The sequence below is a fragment of the Bacillus sp. MM09(2025) genome (assembly GCF_050496725.1).
Classification (GTDB): Bacteria; Bacillota; Bacilli; order Bacillales; family Bacillaceae; genus Bacillus; species Bacillus pumilus.
In genome coordinates this window covers 572,327-593,732 of sequence record NZ_JBNWEN010000001.1, presented here as the reverse complement: position 1 = coordinate 593,732, position 21,406 = coordinate 572,327, and the positions used below count along the sequence as shown (strand labels likewise).

Here is a 21,406-nt window from a genome sequence, read left to right as displayed (position 1 = left end):
AAGTAAGAGAACATTTATCTTGATGATCAAGATAATTTATTTTAAAGGGAGGAGAACAAGTTGTCAATAAAGAACGTCGCAGAAGACAGAGCAGACCTGATCATCCATACAATGAGGCGCCTCGCCACACGAACGGTTTTATTCCACCAAGCGGCCGCACAATCGCTTGGCCTTTTCCCAACAGACCTGAAATCAGCCGATTTGTTAAACGAACTCGGTCCTCTCACAGCAGGAGAATTAAGTGAAAAAACAGGTCTTAGCTCAGGTGCAGTCACAGCTCTGATTGACCGCCTTGAAAAAGCGGGCTACGCAAAAAGAGAAAAGGACCCAAAAGACAAACGAAGAGTTATCATCGTTCCATTAACAGCAGGAAAATCACAGGTAAAAGAACTCTTCCAATCCTTATCAGCATCAACCAAACAACTCACAAACGAATACAAACGAGAAGAATTAGACTTAATCATTCAATTTATTACCGAAGCAGCAGATATTATGGACCAAGAGCTGCAATTGCTTAAGTCTAAGTCGTAAGAGAGCACAATGTGAAGGGTGTGTTTTACTATTAGTTGTTTAAAAAAGGTAGCGCGGATTATAATTGGCTCAATTAGTGCCCTCTTCCTTACCATGGAAGTGCTCTATAACACTTGTTTACAATGGAACATCTCAAATGATTTTAATTAAAAGATGTTTTAAAAATCGTGTCTTAATGATTACTGACGATGGCGAGGCTAAATCTAATAAAACACGGATCATTTACATATTAAGTACTGTTTTTGTATCTATATTCCTATTTAATGACAAACTTTGTGTTGGTAAAATTGACCTTGTCAATGAATAGGAAGGAGTGAATTCTTCTGGGGAAGATACTTGATGCAAAAGCACTTGAAAGTGCCATGGACGCAAGAGCAAAACACTACCTGGAACTCCGCGAACAAATGATCAATTTAAAAAAGACACTTCAAGGCATGGCAGATCTCGGTGATGATTTCACGGGAAAAGGTGCCGATAACATTAAAAGTTTCTACAAAGAGCTCGCCGGAAATGTGGACATGTTTATCAGCTTCATAGATAAACAAAAAGCGTTCCATGAAGGTGTTTCTGGGACACTTGATGATACAAACTTTGGCGGCGATACCTTTGTAGAAGAACACTTTTTAGACAACGCTGTACATATGGGCATCAAAAATGCCAAAAGCATTGTAAAGGATCAAAAAAAGGCACTTAAAACGATTTTTCAAGACATCGACGACCTCATTTCTCTAGAAGTATTTGATAGCCAAACCTTTGATGAAAAGATTGCAGATGCGGAAGACGAGCGAAAAAAGACAGTGAAAGACCTAAGAGAGCTTGATCAAAATATAAAAAATGAATATGCTTTGTCAGAAACGGAGCAGCAAGCTACAAGGGCATTGTACACAGAAATGATGAATGCCACAAATGATGGAAAAGCGATTTCTCCAATGAATTTTGACAAGAAAGCGTATCAAAATAGCGAAATCTACAAAGCAAAAAGCGATATTGAAAAGCAAACTTCTGAATATCTGAAAATCAAAAAAGAACAAGAAGAAGCCCGTGAGATCGCAAAGGAACAAGAAGCGCTCGCCAACCGTCCTTGGTATGAAAAAGCACTCGATTATGGCGGGAATATCGTGAATGAACTGACTGGCGTGAACGATGCAAAACGCGCCGCAACAGGCGTCGACCCGATCACAGGCGAAGAACTTACCGCAGGACAGCGCGTCGCCGCAGGCGGCATGGCAGCCGCAGGATATATTCCAATCGTCGGCTGGGCAGGACGCATTTTCAAAGGCGGAAAGGCTGTCTATAAAACGACCCAAGCTACATCAGCTGCAGTCAGGGCAGTGGACATTTACAAGACGTCACAAAAGTCTTTTGACGCCTTAAAAACATCTCAAAAAGGTTTATATGGCCTCACCGCCACCAACGGCTTCAGCGAAGCAATTACTGGTAGAGATATGTTCGGGAATAAGATCTCGAAAGAACAGCAGGAGGCGAGTATGAATGCGGCGCTTGGAATGCTTTTGCCGTTTGGGGTGAAAGGGTTTCAAGGGAAGACGGGGTTAAACGCTCAAAGTCAAGAAGGACTTAATCGAAAAAGGGCTTTGCGGCACGCTAAGGATTTAGGGGAAATACCTAGATCACAACAGCCTACTCGTCAATGGCAAGTAGGAGATAATGTTTTTAAGAAGGGACAAGAACATCGTAATTATGAGTACAGTTCTAACCAAACTCATCATGGGCGGTACTATGAATTTGATACCCCAAAAGGAAAAAGAGTTATAGTACAACATACTAATGACGGAAAATTACACACTCACGCAGGGAAACCGAAAGAGGGTGCCGACCCATTTAATTATGATTTTAAAAAAGAAAGGTATTCAAATATTTATGGACCAAATGGTGATCACCATATCTATTACAATGAATAATGAGGAATGAAAAATATGGTATATCAAAATGAAAAAATACAAAAGAAAATAGCTTTTATGAATGCTAAAAAGAAAATACAACAATTAGCTTATATTGAGGTAATTGATTTTGAAGATGATGCTTCTCAATGGCTAAAATTATGTGAAGCAGTATTAAAACAATTTCGTCAAATAGACTCTACACCTTCTGATATTTTAACAATTACAGACAAAGTATCTGTTATGGCTTGGTTAAAAAATTCACTAGATTTTCTGATAGAGAAAAGAGAATGGTTTATTTTAGTTGTAAATGACCCTTTTCCTGTTTGGGCAAATGTAAAAGCTCTAGATTTCGATAAGGCAATTGAAGAGATTTGGCTATCCTCAGAGAATCACAACATCATTGTAGCAGATAAAGCAACTGGTAAAATCGCTCAGATATTTTCAGAAGAAAAACATTTTGAACTGCATATTGGAAACTGCGCGATTTAATTATAATCCAGGTTAATTGATTAAGTAGCAGCCACAATCTGAAAACCCGCATTTAACAATGATTTTGAATAACCATCACCACTACTTTGATTTTAATGGAATCAAGGTTTCACTTGTCTAATATAATTGGTGATTTTAATTATAATACATTGTAGTGGTGATTCAATAAATGAGAGCCACAGTTATTTAGAGGAGTTAGAAGATTTTCAGGTGTGACATTTCATCAGGAAATTGATTCACCAGAGGAAGCATTAGATTGATGAGTTTCTCCATGAAGCTAGCAAAGAATGTCTGCTGTCTAGGAGCAGTTAAAATGAAGCAACAAAATGAACCTTGTTTGGCTAATGCCTTTCAAGTTTTTATGTGTAAATCAAGGGTGCTAAAATCATTGTGAAAGATTAAAAAGGAGCATTCGAAAGATTTTCCAGTACATCTATGACCTCATTACAAAGGTTTTCTATCACGTTTCAGAAGACAAATGACTCCTTGTATACAAGTCTCAAAGCACACTCATACGAGTGTGCTTTTTCTTATAACAAAAAAACACCCAAAAACCTGCACAGCATTTACTGAAAACATTTGGACTTCTTTGACGCATGTGAGTTGATTAGACTTATAACCAAAGAGAAGAAGGGAGGAATTCCAACTGCACTTAACCAAAAGAGGCACGACTTTACTATCAATGCTGATTCACACGACATCTTATTTATCAATTGAAGATTTACAGAATCGACTGAATGTCTCTACTCGAACTGTCTACTCTGAAATCAAACGCATGAATAGCTGGCTGGACACACATCAGCTTAGTGGCGTTCAGCGAAAAGATCAACTTGGCTACTACTTACACCCACATGAAAAAGAAGTCATTATTCAAAAAGCGAACAGCATTCTCGTTGGTGATGATTATGAACCATGTGTAATGGAAAGAAGGGCTATTCTGCTCTTATCTATTGCATGCAGTGAGAAATGTCTAAAAATTGATGATTTTATGAAGCTCACCAAAGTGAGCCGGAATACATTGCTTGAAGATATGAAACAGCTAAAAGAAGCACTTTCAAAGCAGCAGCTCACGCTTCACTATCAGGCAGCCTTCGGCTATTTAATTTCAGGAGAAGAAAGAGCGATTCGATTGGCTCTGAAACCTTATATTCATTCCATTCGCACCATGATAAAAAATGAAAAAGCTTTTCCATCTCTTTGGTTAAAGGGGCCTATTTCAAATAACAGGTTAAAATATCTCCTCGAGCAGTCAGAACAAGAGCTTCAGCTCGAGTTTGCTGATGACATGCTGGATCAGCTGTCTTTGGATCTCTTTTTCTACTTTAAGCGGATGAAGCTAGGACGTGCTATACACCTTTCAAACGAAGAAAAGCGTACATTGCAGGAAACTGATGAATGCTTGGCGGCTATTCGTTTCATGGCACGAATTCAAAAAGAAACGGGTCTTCAAGTTCATGATGATGAAATCTATTTTCTTAGCACTCTATGGCTCAGCGCCAAGAAACAAAAGCTTCCATCAAGTCAAAAGCCAGAAGAGCATCTCATTCGCACCATTGCCAGACAAATGATTTTTGATTTTCAGCGGTATGCATGTATCTCCTTTCAAGAGTACGAAGCCTTAGAGCAAAACTTAACCATGCATCTCATCCCTGCCTATTACAGACTCATCTATCACATTGATATCAACAATGAATTAACAGAATCTATTAAAAAAACACAGCCAGAGGTGTTTGATATCACTCAAAAGGTCGTATGTCATTTAGAAAAGGCGACCTGCTCCAAGATAAGTGAGCATGAAATTGCTTACGTGGCGATGCATTTTGGTGGTTGGATGAGAAGAGAAGGGATTTCGCCAATTGTGCGGTGTTCTGTATACATTGTTTGCGGCGAAGGAATTGGCACAAGTCACATGCTGAAAACACAGCTTATCGAATTAATCGGTTATATCGAAGTACGTGATCTATTATCAAAGCGCTCTTATGAACAACTGTCATCGATTGATGTCGACTTTGTTGTGTCAACAACACCTATTTCGTTTAAAGGAAAGCCAGTTCATCTCGTTCATCCCATCCTTACTGCCTATGAGAAAAAAACCTTGCTTCAATATGGAGAAAGTGCCGAAACCATGTTTGATAAGAACAATGTGAACGCTTTATTCAACATCATTCAAGAGCATACCATCGTACAAAATGAAAAAGCACTGCTTCGTGATCTTAAAGAGCTGCTTCATCCCGCATATGTATCCCATCAGAAAGGGTGGAAACCAGTGTTAAACGATTTATTAACAGAAAAAACCATTCATCTCCAACAAACAGCAGAAACATGGCAAGAGGCCATCACAAAAGCAGCGCAGCCTTTACTCGATCAAAATGCCATTCAGAAAGGTTATGTGGATGCAATGATTCAGTCCGTTGACCAAAATGGACCTTATATTGTGATTGCACCACAAGTAGCCATTCCACATGCCAGACCAGAGGACGGCGTGAACGAATTAAGTATGTCACTCATGTCATTCGAACGGCCCGTTTTTTTCTCTAAGGATGAAAAAAAACAGGTTCGTCTCATCATCGTGCTAGCAGCCATTGACAGTATGACCCACCTAAAAGCACTCAAACAGCTGACTATGCTGTTAAGTGATGAAAAGCGAAGGAAACAACTGGTTGAAGCAAAGGAATTAGCATCGGTGCAAAAACTAATTGATCAATTTTCACAACGATAGGAGGAAAAAGAGATTGAAAAAAATTCTTGTTGTGTGCGGAAACGGATTAGGAAGCAGCTTTATCGTGGAAATGAATGTCAAAAAAGCATTAGAAGAGTTAGGACTTGCAGCTGAAGTGGACCATACCGATCTCAGCACAAGTAAAAATGAACAAGCTGATCTATATATCGGAGCAACAGACATTATCGATCAGCTGGATGACGGCACAAGAAAGGTCGCTGGATTAAATAACTTGTTAGACCAGGAAGCCATTAAAGACGTCCTTCGCAAACACATATAAGCCACGAAAAAGGGGGGATTCACATCATGATGGAACTGATCATGAACGATATATTGGGTACACCGGCAATTCTCATCGGTTTGTTTGCGCTGGCCGGTTTACTTTTGCAGAAAAAATCAGCCGCAGATACCGTGTCAGGCACCTTAAAAACAACCATGGGTTTTGTAATATTAGGAGCAGGCGCAACGGTCGTGTCTGATTCACTTGGAGTTTTCCGAAAAATGTTTGAAGCAGCATTTCACATTCAAGGAGTTGTGCCAAATACAGATGCCATGGCAGCCATTGCTCAAAAGGAATTCGGAACACAGACAGCTCTCATTATGATTTTTGGCATGCTGGTCAATTTGTTATTGGCAAAATTCACGCCCTTTAAATACGTTTTTTTAACAGGACACCATACCTTGTATATGGCTGCAATGCTCGCAGTCGTTCTCTCGACAGGTGGAATGAAAGGAGCGTTTCTTGTCACCACCGGTTCGATTATATTAGGAACCGCTATGGTCATTGCACCCGCTATTCTTCAGCCATTCACAAGGAAAGTCACTGGAAGCGATGATCTTGCGCTTGGACACTTCAGTACCTTCGGTTATTTTACAGCGGGAATGATTGGAAAATGGATCGGTCGTCCAGAGAGATCAACAGAAACCATTCAAGTGCCTAAATCACTCGGCTTTCTACGAGATACATCTGTGGCCATTTCAATCACGATGGCTTTGCTGTTCTTTGCGATTGCACCGTTTGCTGGGATTCCCTTTATAGAACAAATGAGTGGGGGCACGAACTTCGCTGTCTTCATTCTCATTCAGGCGATAACCTTTGCTGCTGGTGTGTACATTATTTTAGCCGGGGTACGGATGGCAATCGGTGAAATTGTGCCTGCTTTCAAAGGAATTGCCGATCGTTTTGTGAAAGGGGCAAAACCGGCACTTGATGCACCAACCGTTTTTCCATTTGCTCCAAATGCAGTCATTATCGGTTTTTTATGCAGTTTTGCAGGAGGCATTGTATCTATTTTTCTTTTACCTTTGTTTGGTTTAACTGTCATCGTTCCTGGTCTTGTCCCGCACTTTTTTTGCGGCGCTACAGCAGGAGTGTATGGTAATGCAACTGGAGGCGTGAGAGGGGCTGTTGCTGGGGCCTTTGTGAATGGATTGCTTCTTTCCTTTTTACCCGCTTGTTTATTACCTGTGTTAGGAACCCTTGGTTTTGAAGGGACAACTTTTGGAGATACAGACTTTGGTATCATCGGAATCTTAATTGGATTGATCAAGCTTTTATTTCAACTGTAAAAAGGAGGCTTCTGAGAATGACAGCCATTTTTTCACCTTCACTGATGTGTATGGATTTAACGCACTTCCGCGAACATATTCATATTCTCAACACAAGGGCAGATCGATATCATGTCGATGTCATGGATGGTCATTACGTGAAAAATATCACCTTATCACCCTTTTTCATAGAACAGCTTCGAAAACTAACAGATCGACCCATTGATGTGCATCTTATGGCACAATCTCCCCAAGAATTTTTAATCGATGCCTGCATTGATGCAGGGGCAAGCATGATCTGCTTACACCCAGAGGTTGTGCAAAGAGACGTTTTTAGGATCATTCGGCATATTCATCAAAGAGACTGTGAGGTCGGATTTGTCTTAAATCCGGCCACACCAATTGAAGCATTAGATTCCTATCTACATTTAATAGACCGAGTGACGATCATGACGATTGATCCAGGCTTTGCAGGTCAGCCTTTTATTAAAGAAATGCTTCAGAAAATTAAACAGGTGAAAGCGGTAAAAGAGAAGAGAGGATACTCATTTTCAATTGAAGTAGACGGCTCTTGTAATGAGCACACGTTCCGGCAGCTTGCTGAGGCGGGAAACGAGATCTATATTATCGGAAACTCAGGTTTATTCGGCCTTCACCAGCAACTCGACACGGCTTGGGAGACAATGAAGCAATTGTTTTCAAAAGAAACAGCCTCAATTGAATCACGTGAGTAAAAGAGGATGAAACAATCCTCTTTTTTTACGCAACTTTACTAAACCTTTGCATCCAACCAAAACATACTCAAAAATAAAATAAAAAATCACAAATCCACACTTGAAAGCGCTTTACCAACGTGGTATCCTTCAAATATCTTTAGTAAATATTTAGTCAAAAACCAAGAGGAGTTTGCCTATGACCACACTCAAAGATATTGCTCATGATGCAAAAGTGTCCGTTTCTACTGTATCCCGTGTGTTAAATGGCGATCAAACCCTTGCCGTTTCTCACGCAACAAGACAAAACATCCTCGACATTGCCAAGAAGTTAAACTATACCCCCGTGAGAGCAAGAAAAGCCGATCAAGCAGAGGAAAAAAGCCCATCTGAATCCCCAGTCATCGGTATCGTAGTCGCTCAATCCATTGACGAAGAATTAAATGATCCCTTTTTTTCATCGATTCGAAAAGGAATTGAAAAAGAATATGCCAAACAAGGGCTGTCCACCCTCCATACCTTTCGCCTGAGAAGCATGGATAAAGGCGCGATGCTAAAAGATATTGACGGTTTGATCGTCATTGGACGAATCAGTCCTGATACGGTTGAAAAAATGACTAATCGAATGGAACACATTGTTTTTATCAATCATTATGCGGATGAGGATTTGTATGATTGTGTACATGTTGATTTTGTCAGAGCGGCAGATCGAGCAATTCGCCATTTGCAATCGCTTGGCTATACACATCTAGGCTATATTGGCGGAAAGGAGCGTGAGCATTATTTCGAAGGGAATGCTGTGATTGAGGACGAAAGACAAACGACGTTTATGAAGAGAATGCAAGAAGCAGGTGGTCTTCATCTGGATGACATCCATATTGGGGAATACTCCATGCAAGAAGGCTATTCGCTCATGAAGCAAGCCATAACAAAAGGAAATCTGCCACAAGCCTTTTTTATCGGAAGTGATTCAATGGCGATTGGCGCAATGCGCGCGCTCAATGAAGCCGGTCTACGTGTTCCTTTAGATGTATCCATTGTTGGGTTTAATGACATTGAAGCAGCTTCATTTTCAAGCCCGCCACTTACAACCGTCAAAGTATATACAGAAGAAATGGGGCAAGTCGGTTTGAAGCTTTTGCTTGAGAGAATAAACGGCAGAAAGCTTCCTCTAAAAGTCGTCGTGCCAACAAAACTCATCGAAAGAGGCAGCACATGCCTCATCCATGAAAGGGGGTGAACCCGAGATTTCAGCAAACAAAAAAGAGACAAAAAAGCAGAAAGCAAGCTGCTTCGCATGATGGCCAGATCATGCGAAGAACAAGGCAGCCTACCTGGATGCTCTCTTATCTCTTTGAAAAGAATAGAATTCCAGTATAATGGACTTCTTTTGTTTCCGCAACTGCATGAATTCTACCGATTATCGTCTGAATTTTCAGTGATCAAAAGGAGGAAACCATGAATAAAAAAATCATGCTGCTCACTGCGGCCTTTGTCTTGACCATTTTTTTGTCTGCTTGCAGCAACGGTACGTCTGAAGCAAACGGAAAGGTCACCTTAACTCTCTTTTCGACGATGAGCAACAGCGGGGAAAGAAAAGCATTTGAAGAAGTGATTCGTGAGTTTGAAAAAGAGCATCCACATCTTCGAATCGATGCCAACTTCCCAGGCAACAGCTATGAAGATACGATTCGTGTCAAAATGGGGGCAAACGATATGCCGGATCTGTTTGACACACACGGCTGGGCCAAACTTCGCTATAGCGAGTATGTCGCTGATCTAAAAGAGATGAATTGGGTGAAACAACTTGATCCTTCACTCGATCAAATTTTAAAAGATCAAGATGGCAAAGTATACGCATATCCGCTGAATCAAGCAAAAGACGGGCTTAGCTTTAATGCCAATCTATTAAAGGACTATGACATTGAGGTACCTAGAACACTTGATGAATTCCAATCGGCTTTGCTGACAGTGAAGGAAAAGAGCAAAGGAGAGGTTGTGCCGCTCTGGATACCAGGAGGAGACAACTCAAATATCGCCCAAGTCTTTGATGAACTCGCCACACCTTTATTGATCACCGGTCCAAACCATCACTACGGAAAAGAACTTGAGAACGGATCATTTGATTGGTCTCTCTATACACCGCTTGCACAGTTCATAAAGGACTTGAAAGATCAAGATCTTTTAAACAAAGATGTCCTCACAGCAAAACTATCTCAAGCACCTGAACTGATGGCACAAAACAAAATAGCCTTCACCTTTGTCGGAGGCTCTTTAGGACCTGAAGCGTCTGAACTCAATCCATCGACCAAAGTCGGCACGATGCCAGTTCCATCTATTCATGAAGGAGATAAACAAAGCTGGATTGGAGGAGAACGGTTTACGGTCGCTGCATGGAAAGACTCCAAACATCTAAAAGAAGCAAAACAATTCATCGATTTTCTCGCAAAGCCTGAAAATGCGAAAAAAATCGCAGAAGGCACCTCATCTGAAGCAGCCTTAAAGCAAGTAAAAGCAAAAAACTATTATTCTACGTTTTACGATCAATACGAAGAGGTGAAGATTGAACCGTATTTCGATCGAAAATACTTACCAAGCGGCATGTGGGCAGTCATGGCAACATCGGGTCAAGAATTATTAGCAGGCTCCATCACACCAGAACAATTATCGAAGAAGATGGAAGAGGAATATAAGCGTCTGAAAAAACAATAGCAGGCGCATGCTGAAACAGGAGTGAAGCCAATGAATGACATCACAAAAACTCAGCAGCCAGCCGCATTCACCTCTTTACCGAAGCAGAAAATGAAAAAAAGCCAAAATTCATCCCTTTGGTGGATGTACTTGCCTGCTGTTCTCGTTGTCAGTACCTTTATCATTTATCCTTTTTTGAACGGCATTCAGCTATCCTTTACGAATTGGAATGGGTTTTCACAAACTTATGAATGGATTGGGCTTGATCAATATAAACGTCTGCTTCAGGACCCAGCGACATGGCTTGTTGTTAAAAATACGCTTCTATACGGAATCGGGAGCACCATCTTACAAAATATCATTGGACTTGGATATGCTCTTTTATTAAATCAAAGCTTAAAGATGAGAGCGATCACAAGAACAGTTGTCTATTTACCTGTCATGATTAGTCCGATTGCGATGGGCTATATTTGGTATTTTGTGTTTGCTTACCAAGGCGGTGCCTTAAACGATGTGGTGGCGCTTTTTGGATTTGATCAAATGAATGCGCTCGGCAATCCGCAATTAAACACATGGATCATTGTGCTCGTCAACACCTATCAATTCGTCGGGATTGCGATGATCATTTATTTAGCAGGACTGCAAAGCATTCCTAAGGATTATTATGAAGCCGCACAATTAGACGGCGCATCCAGCCTCCAGCAATTCAGGCGAATCACATTGCCACTCCTTATACCGTCTATTACCATTAATGTTGTGCTGAATGTCATTGGCGGGCTCAAGCTCTTTGATGTCATTGTGGCGCTTACTGGCGGCGGACCGGGAGATTCCTCACAATCAATGTCGACCTTTATGTATGATCTGTATTTCAAACGTCAGGATGCAGGCTATGCAGCAACGCAAGGGGTTTTCATGGCGGTCATCATCCTTGTCATTAGTGTCGCAGCGCTGATGTATTTCAAACGAAAGGAGACCGAGGTGTGATGGAAAATGCTTTTAAACGTAAGAAGAGATGGTACTCCTTCCTCGCCCTTTTGGTGACATTGTTTCATCTCATTCCATTTTATATCTTGGTGACGACATCATTAAAGAGGATAGGAGATTTCAGTTCAAAATGGCTGTTTCCAAAAGTGCTCCATCTTGAAAACTTTCGCACGGCATGGACAGAGGCTCAGCTTGGTCAATCCTTTTTGAATACCGTGATCATTACGTTCAGCTCTGCTGTATGCCTTATCTTTCTTGGCTCTCTTGCAGCCTATCCGCTCGCAAGAAGAAACACAAAACTGAATAAAGCAGTTTATGTTTTATTCATCGCCATTATGGTCATTCCACCACTCACAGCCCTTGTCCCGCTCTATAAAATGGTCGTTCAGATCGGGATGATGAACACCTATCAAATCGCTATTTTAAATAATGTCGCTGCTTTTTTACCGCTAACCATTTTCTTATACGCAGGCTTTATCCGGTCGACCATTCCAAAGGAGCTTGAAGAAGCAGCCCGTATTGATGGAGCGGGGACATTTAGAGTTTTTTTCACCGTCGTTTTTCCACTTCTGAAACCTATTACCGCTTCTGTTTTAATCATTGCCTGTGTGTATATTTGGAACGACTATCAATTTGCCATCTTCTTTTTGCAAGATAAAGAGATGCATACACTCACAGTCGCCCTATCCCATTTTTTTGGTCAAAATCAACATCAGCTCCAGCTCGTTGGTGCCGCTGCGCTCATTGCGATGCTGCCAATGGTGACAATGTTTTTACTGTTGCAAAAATATTTTATCGCAGGGCTTTCACAAGGCTCTGTCAAAGGGTAGTTCCATATATTTGATGTTAAAAGGAGAGTCGTCTATGTCTAAAATTACATTTATCGGTGCAGGGAGTACCGTATTTGCTAAAAATATATTAGGAGATTGTTTGTTCGTCCCTGCACTAAGCGGTTTTGAATTCGCTTTATATGATATCGACCATAAGCGGCTGAAAGAATCAGAAACGATGCTCCGCCATTTAAAAGAGAACTACGGTGCACATGTGACCATTAAGTCCTATCACAACCGAAAGGAAGCCTTAATGGACGCAAAATATGTAATCAATGCCATCCAGGTTGGAGGCTACCGGCCAAGCACCGTGATTGATTTTGAGATTCCAAAAAAATATGGGTTAAGACAAACGATTGCAGATACGGTTGGCATCGGCGGCATCTTCCGCTTCCTTCGAACAATTCCTGTGATGCTTGATTTTGCAAAGGAGATGGAAGAGGTTTGCCCAAATGCTTTATTGTTAAATTACACAAATCCAATGGCCACACTGACAGGTGCGATGCTGCGCTATACAACGGTTCAAACGGTAGGTCTTTGTCATAGCGTGCAAGTGTGTACAAAGGATCTATTTGAATCACTTGAAATGGATCATGAAGGCATTGAAGAAAAAATTGCTGGCATCAATCATATGGCGTGGTTATTAGAAGTGAAACGGGATGGAAAAGATTTGTACCCAGACATCAAAAGAAGAGCCAAAGAAAAGCAGAAATCACGGCATCATGATATGGTACGTTTTGAGTTGATGGATAAATTCGGCTACTATGTCACTGAGTCCTCAGAACACAACGCCGAATACCACCCTTATTTTATCAAATCGCGCTATCCAGAATTGATCGGTCAATTTAATATTCCACTTGATGAATACCCGAGACGCTGCGAGGAGCAAATCAACAACTGGAATACCATGAAGCATGACCTTGTGGGCAATACACAGATCACACATACTCGCTCAAAAGAATATGGTTCTCGTATCATTGAAGCGATTGAAACGAACGTTCCCTTTAAATTTGCCGGGAATGTGCTGAACACAGGCGGTCTCATTCACAACCTGCCTGAAAAAGCGTGTGTCGAAGTGCCGTGTGTTGCAGATCGGAGCGGCATCATGCCATGCTATGTCGGAGAGATCCCTGAACAACTGGCTGGGCTCAACCGGACCAATATCAGCTCACAGCTCATGACAATTGAAGCAGCAATTAGCGGCAAAAAAGAGCACATTTATCAAGCGGCATTACTTGATCCACACACAAGCGCTGAACTATCGATTGATGACATCATCAAATTATGCGATGAACTCATTGAAGCACATGGTGAGATGCTCCCGCATTTTTCAGAACCGAATCAATATACCGCATCAACCAACTAACAGAAATAAACCAGCCTCTACCTGATGCAACGCGCATCAGGTTTTTTTATGCTGCAAAAAGAGGATTGACTGAAAGCGTTTTTAATATTATGATTTTTCTAAAGTTAATCAAGAGTTAACCAAAAAATCACCATGAATGAATCGCATTCGGGAATCATTTCTCACAACCAAAGGGATGGGCGGCAACCTTTCACACGTTAGAGCAAGCTTTTATCACAACGTAAACCAAAACGACAATAATATTTGACAAAGAGTGTATACTGATGGGCGCCCATTTGATGAGACAATGACAACCAAACACATCCTATAAGCATGACATTTTTTCATAAAAAGGAGAGAGGGAACATGACCAAAACAGATGTACAAATGTTGAAAAATTATATTGGCGGACAATGGATTGAGGCAGAAACTAGTCAAACAGAGGCAGTATATAACCCAGCTACTGGTGAGATCATCGCAGAAGTACCGCTTTCAACAAAAAAAGATGTCGAACGTGCGGTACAGGCAGCACAAGAAGCATTTACCACTTGGTCGAAAACTCCCGTTCCCCGCCGCGCGCGCATTTTATTTAAATATCAGCAGTTACTCGTTGAAAAATGGGATGAACTGGCTGAACTCGTCACGCTTGAAAACGGAAAAAGCATAACAGAAGCAAAAGGAGAAGTGCAGCGAGGAATTGAATGTGTCGAATTTGCCGCTGGTGCACCAACCTTAATGATGGGAAAACAATTACCAGATATCGCATCTGGACTCGAATCTGGCATGTACCGCTATCCAATAGGCGTCATCGGGGGGATTACACCATTTAACTTTCCGATGATGGTCCCTTGCTGGATGTTTCCGCTTGCCATTGCCTGCGGAAATACGTTTGTTTTAAAACCTTCAGAGCGCACGCCGATTCTTGCCGCACGTTTAGCCGAACTATTTGAAGAAGCAGGTCTTCCAAAAGGTGTTCTCAACATTGTCAATGGGGCTCACGATGTTGTCAATGGTCTGCTTGAACACCAAAAGGTCAAAGCCATTTCGTTTGTCGGCTCTCAACCAGTCGCAGAATACGTCTATAAAAAAGGCACAGAGCATGGCAAACGTGTCCAAGCACTTGCAGGAGCAAAAAATCACTCCATTGTCCTCAAAGATGCAGATTTAGACGCGGCAACAAAACAAATCATTGGTGCTGCCTTTGGATCAGCAGGAGAGCGCTGCATGGCCGCGGCCGTTGTCGCTGTGGAAGAAGAAGTGGGAGATGAGCTCATTCAAAAATTAGTTGATGAATCGAACGAGCTCGTCATTGGAAACGGAATAAATGAAGAGGTCTTTCTTGGTCCAGTCATTCGAGAGGAACATAAGGAGCGAACGCTTCAATACATTCAGTCAGGGATTGAAGAAGGCGCAAGTCTCATTCGAGATGGCAGAAAAGATCACGAAACAAATGGAAAAGGGTATTTCGTTGGACCAACGATCTTTGACCATGTGACAAATCAAATGAAAATTTGGCAGGACGAGATTTTCGCCCCAGTCTTATCAATTGTTCGTGTCTCTTCACTGACAGAAGCGATCGACCTGTCCAATCAATCAAAATTTGCAAACGGTGCCTGCCTGTACACAGACAGTGCATCAAGCATCAGAGAATTTCGCGAAAACATCGAAGCAGGGATGCTCGGCGTCAATATCGGTGTTCCCGCACCAATGGCATTTTTCCCGTTTTCCGGCTGGAAGGATTCTTTCTACGGGGACTTGCACGCCAATGGAACAGATGGGGTGGAGTTTTATACAAGAAAAAAAATGGTGACCGCGCGTTATATATGATCAACAATCATGAATAAGCTAAGAAAATGCAGTTCCAAAAGGAGAACTGCATTTTTTGTTGTCTTCTAGTCAAAAAGTAAGGGTTTTCATCGTTGTTTTAGCAGCGATTCGCCCAAGAAATCATCCTTTGTATTCATTCTTCATCAGCGTCTATCAACATAATTTGAAATTGGGCGTAAACCCCAATATTAGGAAGATGAAAACAGGAGGAAAATGACACGATGAGAAAGAGGATGAAGTGCGGTTTAGGTTTATTGATTCTTGCTTTGGTACTAAGCTGTGTACCTGTATATGATGCGAGTGCAGCAAGTACCCCCATTGCAAAACGAGTAGGAAATGCAAATCCGCTCATAGACCATCACCTGGGGGCGGATCCGTTTGCGCTCACCTATAACGGAAGAGTGTACATTTATATGTCGAGCGATGACTATGAGTATCACAGCAATGGAACGATTAAGGACAATTCTTTTGCAAATTTGAATAGGGTTTTTGTCATCTCTTCCGCGGATATGGTGAACTGGACAGATCACGGAGCGATTCCAGTAGCAGGTGCCAATGGGGCGAATGGCGGGAAAGGGATTGCCAAATGGGCAGGCGCTTCTTGGGCTCCAGCCGCTGCGGTGAAGAAGATCAATGGGAAGGATAAATTTTTCCTCTATTTTGCTAACAGCGGCGGAGGGATTGGCGTCTTGACAGCGGACAGCCCGATTGGTCCTTGGAAAGATCCTATCGGAAAAGCGCTCGTCACGCCAAATACACCAGGGATGTCCGGTGTTGTATGGCTGTTTGATCCAGCCGTATTTGTAGATGATGACGGGACCGGTTATTTATATGCCGGAGGAGGCGTTCCAGGCGGTTCAAATCCAACGCAGGGACAATGGGCCAATCCTAAAACAGCAAGAGTTCTGAAGCTAGGGCCTGACATGACAAGTGTGGTCGGCAGTGCATCAACCATTGATGCCCCTTTTATGTTTGAAGATTCGGGAATGCATAAGTATAACGGTACCTATTACTATTCCTATTGCATCAATTTTGGCGGCTCCCACCCAGCAGATAAACCACCAGGCGAGATCGGTTATATGACGAGCTCAAGTCCTATGGGTCCCTTTACGTATAAAGGACACTTCTTGAAAAATCCGGGTTCATTTTTCGGTGGCGGCGGTAACAACCATCATGCTGTGTTTAATTTTAAAAACGAGTGGTATGTCGTGTATCACACACAAACGGTGAGCTCTGCCTTATACGGAGCAGGGAAAGGCTACAGATCTCCACACATTAATAAGCTTGTGCATAATGCTGACGGCTCCCTTCGAGAGGTCGCAGCCAATTTTGAAGGCGTTAAACAGCTTTCCAACCTAAATCCTTATCAGCGGGTAGAAGCTGAAACGTTCGCTTGGAATGGACGCATTTTAACAGAGGCCTCCTCAGCACCTGGTGGGCCAGTCAATAATCAGCATGTCACAAATATTCAAAACGGCGATTGGGTAGCTGTCAGTAATGTCGATTTCGGATCGATGGGTGCCAGAACCTTTAAAGCCAATGTAGCAGCCGCTTCAGGCGGACAAATTGAAGTACGTCTTGGCAGTCCAGACGGCAGAATTGCCGGAACACTCAATGTCCCTTCCACAGGTGGAAACTGGCGAGAAATAGAAACAGCAGTCAACGGGGCAACGGGAGTACACAATGTATTTTTTGTCTTCAAAGGAAATGGTTCCAGCCTATTCCAATTTGATTCCTGGCAGTTTACTCAAAGGTAAACAAAACTGGTTGATGGGAGAGTGGGAAAATTTGATGTCCATAATCAAAAAACCAATTTGCACTTTATTGGTCTGCTTCACTATGTTGTCTGTCATGTTTTTAGGGCCTGGGGTAACTGAGGTGTCAGCGGCAGATGCGAATATTAATGTCAATGCGGAAAGACAAGTGATCCGCGGCTTTGGCGGAATGAACCACCCGGCTTGGATTGGTGATTTGACCGGCCCTCAAAGGGATACCGCCTTTGGCAATGGACAGAATCAGTTAGGATTCTCCATTTTACGGATTTATGTAGACGAGAACAGAAATAATTGGCAGAGAGAAGTCGCCACCGCCAAAAGAGCGATAGAGCACGGCGCTTTGGTGATCGCTTCGCCTTGGAATCCTCCAAGCCATATGGTAGAGACTTTCAACCGTAATGGTGCGTCTGCAAAGCGGCTGAGATACAATCAATACGCCGCATATGCTCAGCATTTGAATGATTTTGTGACATTCATGAAAAATAATGGCGTCAATCTCTATGCCATTTCTGTACAGAACGAGCCTGATTATGCACATGAATGGACATGGTGGACACCTCAGGAAATCCTGCGATTCATGAGAGAAAATGCTGGCTCCATTAATGCACGTGTGATTGCACCAGAATCTTTTCAATACCTTAAAAATATCTCAGATCCTATCTTAAACGATCCGCAGGCGCTTAGTAATATGGACATTCTCGGTGCCCATTTGTACGGAACCCAAATCAGCCAGCTTCCGTATCCTCTTTTCAAACAAAAAGGAGGAGGAAAAGAGCTGTGGATGACAGAGGTCTACTACCCGAATAGTGATAACAATTCAGCGGACCGCTGGCCAGAGGCATTAGGGGTATCAGAGCATATTCACCATTCAATGGTGGAAGGGGACTTTCAAGCGTATGTATGGTGGTACATCCGGAGATCATACGGTCCTATGAAAGAAGATGGAATGATTAGCAAGCGTGGATACAACATGGCGCATTTCTCCAAGTTTGTGCGACCAGGGTTCGTCAGAATTGATGCAACGAAAAGCCCTGAACCAAATGTTTTCGTCTCAGCCTATAAAGGAAACAACCAGGTCGTCATTGTCGCGATTAACAAAAACAATGCAGGAGTCAATCAACACTTTGTCATGCAAAACGGAACCGCTTCACAAGCGTCAAGATGGATTACGAGCAGCAACAGTAACCTTCAGCCTGGAACTGACCTAAACATATCAGGAAATCAATTTTGGGCACATCTCCCAGCTCAAAGTGTGACAACATTTGTGGTCAAACGCTAAAAAACAACAAAAGCCAATTTTCTCATTAAAAAAGAAAATTGGCTTTTTTCTGTGTAAATAGAAAGTTGATTTTTCACGACGTCTCCACTTTGGGTATAATAATAACAATGACTTCAGGAGAGTGATCATAATGCCAAAACTTCAAAGCAAAGTCTTGATTATAGATGACGAAAAAGAAATCTTAGAATTAATCCATACCGTATTAACAAGAGAAGGCATTGACCGGGTGATAACAGCTTCAACTGCCCGTGACGGGCTCTCGCAATTCCATCAAGAACAACCCGATCTCGTCATACTGGATATTATGCTGCCAGACGGTGAAGGCTACGATATTTGCAAACAAATCAGAGACGTCTCGCATGTTCCGATTATCTTTTTATCAGCAAAGGGAGAGGAATCAGACAAAATTGTAGGACTTGCCATTGGCGGTGATGATTATATTACAAAGCCGTTCAGTCCAAAAGAAGTCGCCTACCGGGTAAAAGCCCAGCTTAGACGGTCGTCATACTTACAGCCTTCTCAACCAGATCCCATCATCAAAAAAGGGCCATTTGAGTTAAACGAGCAGCAAGCGGAACTGACGAAAAACGGAGCGGCGATTGAGCTCACTCCGAAAGAACTTATGCTCATGACCTATTTTTTGCAGCACCCGAATCGCGTGATCAGTAAAGAAACGCTTTATCAAACGGTTTGGGGAGAGGATTTCTTCGGTTCTGATAATACGGTGATGGTTCATATACGAAGACTTCGAGAGAAAATAGAAAATTCCCCATCTACACCAGAATTTCTCGTGACGGTTAAAGGGCTAGGCTATAAATTTGTTGTAAAGGATGCGTAAAGATGAAATGGCGATTAACAGGCAGATATATGGTCTCTGTCATTATCGTGACCATTATCACGGTCTTTATTAACTTATTTGGATTCATGATTTGGCTTATACTACAAGCAAGCAGCCAGCAAAACGAAGAAAATACGCCCGAAACCTTCACAAGAACATTTGAACAATACATCACCTTGTCCGATCAAGATATCACTGTGAGTAAAGAAGGACAGCAAGCCTTAAAACAACAAAATGCATGGATTCAAATATTAGACGAAAATGGACAAGATGTTTATCATGCACAAGCACCTAAAGGCTTAAAAAGCAAATACACACCTATAGAAATCGTAAACTTACATAAATATAAAGATAAGCAATTGATGTCGACGATCTATGCTGGGGGGAAAAATGGAAAGGGCAAGGAATACAGCTACTTTATCGGATTTAAGGACCCTTCCATCGGAAAATATTTATTTTCTTTTGATACGAAAGACTTAATAGCACAATTCAATATCGGGACGATGATTTTATTATCGATTGATGCCATCATTGCCTTATTCATTGGATACTTATTCAGCCGTCAGCTCATCAAACCGCTCGGTCGTGCCATTTATGGCATCCAGCGGCTCGCAAACGGAGATTATACGACAAAGCTGCCAACTAAGGGGATATATAAAGATGTTTTCTATAATGTCAATCACTTATCAGAGCAGCTCGCTTCAAGTCAAAAAGAAAAAGACAAATTAGAGCAAATGCGGGAGGAGTGGATCAGTCATATTTCTCATGATATTAAAACACCATTATCCTCTATTCAAGGCTATGCAGAAATCATGAAAGATCCTAATTATCCTCTTTCAGATCAAGACATCAAACATTATGCCAGCATCATAGAGAATAAATCACTGTACATCAAAGATGTCATGGAGGATCTAAATTTAACCACAAGGCTGAAAAATAACGATGTGATGCTGCATAAAGAACTGGTGAACATTGTGCCATTGCTGCGTGAAACGTTAATTGATATCCTCAACGATTCTAGATATGCAGATCAGACCATCGAGCTGCAAACGAATGTAGACAAGCTTATGCTGAATATTGATACGATCCTCATACGAAGAGCGGTCACCAATCTCATTTTAAATGCCCTTGTTCACAATGATGCTGATGTGAAAATCATTGTACACCTTGAACAAAAAGAACATACCCACATCACAATTCAAGACAGCGGCAAAGGAATTGAAGAGGCAGAGCTAGAAAAAGTGTTTGACCGCTACTATCGAGGGACGAATACAGGAGGGACACATGCAGGCTCTGGTCTTGGAATGGCGATTGCAAAAGATATCATCCAAAAACACGGCGGAGATATTACGATACAAAGTATGATAGGGGAAGGAACAACGATTGATATCCAATTACCCGCTTGAACGGACACACAAAGAAACGGTTCTGCTTCATCACAGAACCGTTTTTCCATCTATTATTCTGAAAACACTTTAATGCCTTTCACAATGTTCCAAATGAAGAAGTAGATCGCCACAAGGAATGTCACAGCATACGTTGCAATTAAGAACGGACCAGCATGGCTGATATCGTTCATACCAAGTAAACCTGAACTGGCAATCCCAATACCGAAAATCAAATAAGGAATAACATGCGTCCATAGTGACTTTTTCGCATGATATTTTACTTCATCCTTTCCTAAGAAGTAGACGATAATCGGAAACAGAAACGGTGCAAAAAAGATACTGAAGTAACATAATGAAGACAAAATTTTATTTTCTCTCAAACCTTTTCACCTCTATGATTGATTTAGAAGAGAGGACCATTTGACTCATCCCTCACTTCCTTACAAACCCATTGTACAACCTCAACCTTAACTTGTATTAATCCGAACCTTACAGCAACCTTAAAAATGTTAAACAGTAGAATGATCAATGAAAAATAAAATACAAAC

Annotated in this window: 18 protein-coding genes; 17 read left to right on the top strand and 1 reads right to left on the bottom strand. The window is 41.8% G+C overall.

Annotation, left to right across the window (positions count from 1 at the left end):
* The first annotated feature begins 111 nt into the window (after positions 1-111).
* From ACQYAC_RS03080 to ACQYAC_RS03000, 17 genes are all read left to right on the top strand, one after another.
* On the top strand, positions 112-531 hold the full coding sequence (locus tag ACQYAC_RS03080; protein ID WP_058015696.1) for a MarR family winged helix-turn-helix transcriptional regulator: 420 nt from the start codon (positions 112-114) through the stop codon (positions 529-531).
* Positions 532-854: 323 nt separating this feature from the next.
* Entirely contained in the window at positions 855-2,450 is a 1,596-nt protein-coding gene (locus tag ACQYAC_RS03075; RefSeq protein ID WP_429942783.1) for a T7SS effector LXG polymorphic toxin, read from the top strand.
* Positions 2,451-2,465: 15 nt separating this feature from the next.
* Positions 2,466-2,921: a hypothetical protein gene (locus ACQYAC_RS03070; protein ID WP_429942690.1), complete on the top strand. Its 456-nt coding sequence runs from the start codon at positions 2,466-2,468 to the stop codon at positions 2,919-2,921.
* A gap of 646 nt (positions 2,922-3,567) precedes the next feature.
* Positions 3,568-5,640 carry a BglG family transcription antiterminator gene (locus tag ACQYAC_RS03065; RefSeq protein WP_429942782.1) on the top strand — a complete coding sequence of 691 codons (2,073 nt, stop codon included), beginning with the start codon at positions 3,568-3,570 and terminating at the stop codon, positions 5,638-5,640.
* A gap of 13 nt (positions 5,641-5,653) precedes the next feature.
* Complete coding sequence (locus tag ACQYAC_RS03060) at positions 5,654-5,920, top strand: PTS sugar transporter subunit IIB (RefSeq protein WP_058015619.1); 267 nt, start codon at positions 5,654-5,656, stop codon at positions 5,918-5,920.
* A 26-nt stretch (positions 5,921-5,946) separates the two neighbouring features.
* The gene (locus ACQYAC_RS03055) at positions 5,947-7,209 is read left to right on the top strand and encodes a PTS ascorbate transporter subunit IIC (RefSeq protein ID WP_180310710.1); all 1,263 of its coding nucleotides are present in this window, start codon (positions 5,947-5,949) and stop codon (positions 7,207-7,209) included.
* A 17-nt stretch (positions 7,210-7,226) separates the two neighbouring features.
* The gene (gene alsE, locus ACQYAC_RS03050) at positions 7,227-7,922 is read left to right on the top strand and encodes a D-allulose 6-phosphate 3-epimerase (protein WP_429942689.1); all 696 of its coding nucleotides are present in this window, start codon (positions 7,227-7,229) and stop codon (positions 7,920-7,922) included.
* Positions 7,923-8,100: 178 nt separating this feature from the next.
* Positions 8,101-9,141 carry a LacI family DNA-binding transcriptional regulator gene (locus tag ACQYAC_RS03045; RefSeq protein WP_169056614.1) on the top strand — a complete coding sequence of 347 codons (1,041 nt, stop codon included), beginning with the start codon at positions 8,101-8,103 and terminating at the stop codon, positions 9,139-9,141.
* A gap of 218 nt (positions 9,142-9,359) precedes the next feature.
* On the top strand, positions 9,360-10,613 hold the full coding sequence (locus ACQYAC_RS03040; protein WP_429942688.1) for an ABC transporter substrate-binding protein: 1,254 nt from the start codon (positions 9,360-9,362) through the stop codon (positions 10,611-10,613).
* Positions 10,614-10,643: 30 nt separating this feature from the next.
* Positions 10,644-11,576: a carbohydrate ABC transporter permease gene (locus ACQYAC_RS03035; RefSeq protein WP_061408030.1), complete on the top strand. Its 933-nt coding sequence runs from the start codon at positions 10,644-10,646 to the stop codon at positions 11,574-11,576.
* The gene (locus ACQYAC_RS03030) at positions 11,576-12,406 is read left to right on the top strand and encodes a carbohydrate ABC transporter permease (RefSeq protein ID WP_429942687.1); all 831 of its coding nucleotides are present in this window, start codon (positions 11,576-11,578) and stop codon (positions 12,404-12,406) included. Before ACQYAC_RS03035 ends, ACQYAC_RS03030 begins: the two co-directional genes overlap by 1 nt.
* 34 nt (positions 12,407-12,440) lie before the next feature.
* Positions 12,441-13,772, top strand: a complete 1,332-nt coding sequence (locus tag ACQYAC_RS03025) for an alpha-glucosidase/alpha-galactosidase (RefSeq protein WP_429942686.1) — start codon at positions 12,441-12,443, stop codon at positions 13,770-13,772.
* 345 nt (positions 13,773-14,117) lie between these two features.
* Positions 14,118-15,578 carry a CoA-acylating methylmalonate-semialdehyde dehydrogenase gene (locus tag ACQYAC_RS03020; RefSeq protein WP_429942685.1) on the top strand — a complete coding sequence of 487 codons (1,461 nt, stop codon included), beginning with the start codon at positions 14,118-14,120 and terminating at the stop codon, positions 15,576-15,578.
* Between the two features lie 221 nt (positions 15,579-15,799).
* On the top strand, positions 15,800-17,335 hold the full coding sequence (locus ACQYAC_RS03015) for a glycoside hydrolase family 43 protein (protein WP_429942684.1): 1,536 nt from the start codon (positions 15,800-15,802) through the stop codon (positions 17,333-17,335).
* 31 nt (positions 17,336-17,366) lie between these two features.
* Entirely contained in the window at positions 17,367-18,632 is a 1,266-nt protein-coding gene (locus ACQYAC_RS03010) for a glucuronoxylanase (RefSeq protein ID WP_058015629.1), read from the top strand.
* A 130-nt stretch (positions 18,633-18,762) separates the two neighbouring features.
* Positions 18,763-19,470, top strand: coding sequence for a response regulator transcription factor (locus ACQYAC_RS03005; protein ID WP_061408016.1), 708 nt, complete (start codon positions 18,763-18,765; stop codon positions 19,468-19,470).
* Between the two features lie 2 nt (positions 19,471-19,472).
* Entirely contained in the window at positions 19,473-20,876 is a 1,404-nt protein-coding gene (locus ACQYAC_RS03000; RefSeq protein ID WP_169056609.1) for a HAMP domain-containing sensor histidine kinase, read from the top strand.
* A 53-nt stretch (positions 20,877-20,929) separates the two neighbouring features.
* Here ACQYAC_RS03000 and ACQYAC_RS02995 read toward each other — a convergent pair whose 3' ends face one another.
* Entirely contained in the window at positions 20,930-21,238 is a 309-nt protein-coding gene (locus ACQYAC_RS02995) for a DUF4870 domain-containing protein (RefSeq protein WP_169056608.1), read from the bottom strand.
* Between the last annotated feature and the right edge of the window lie 168 nt (positions 21,239-21,406).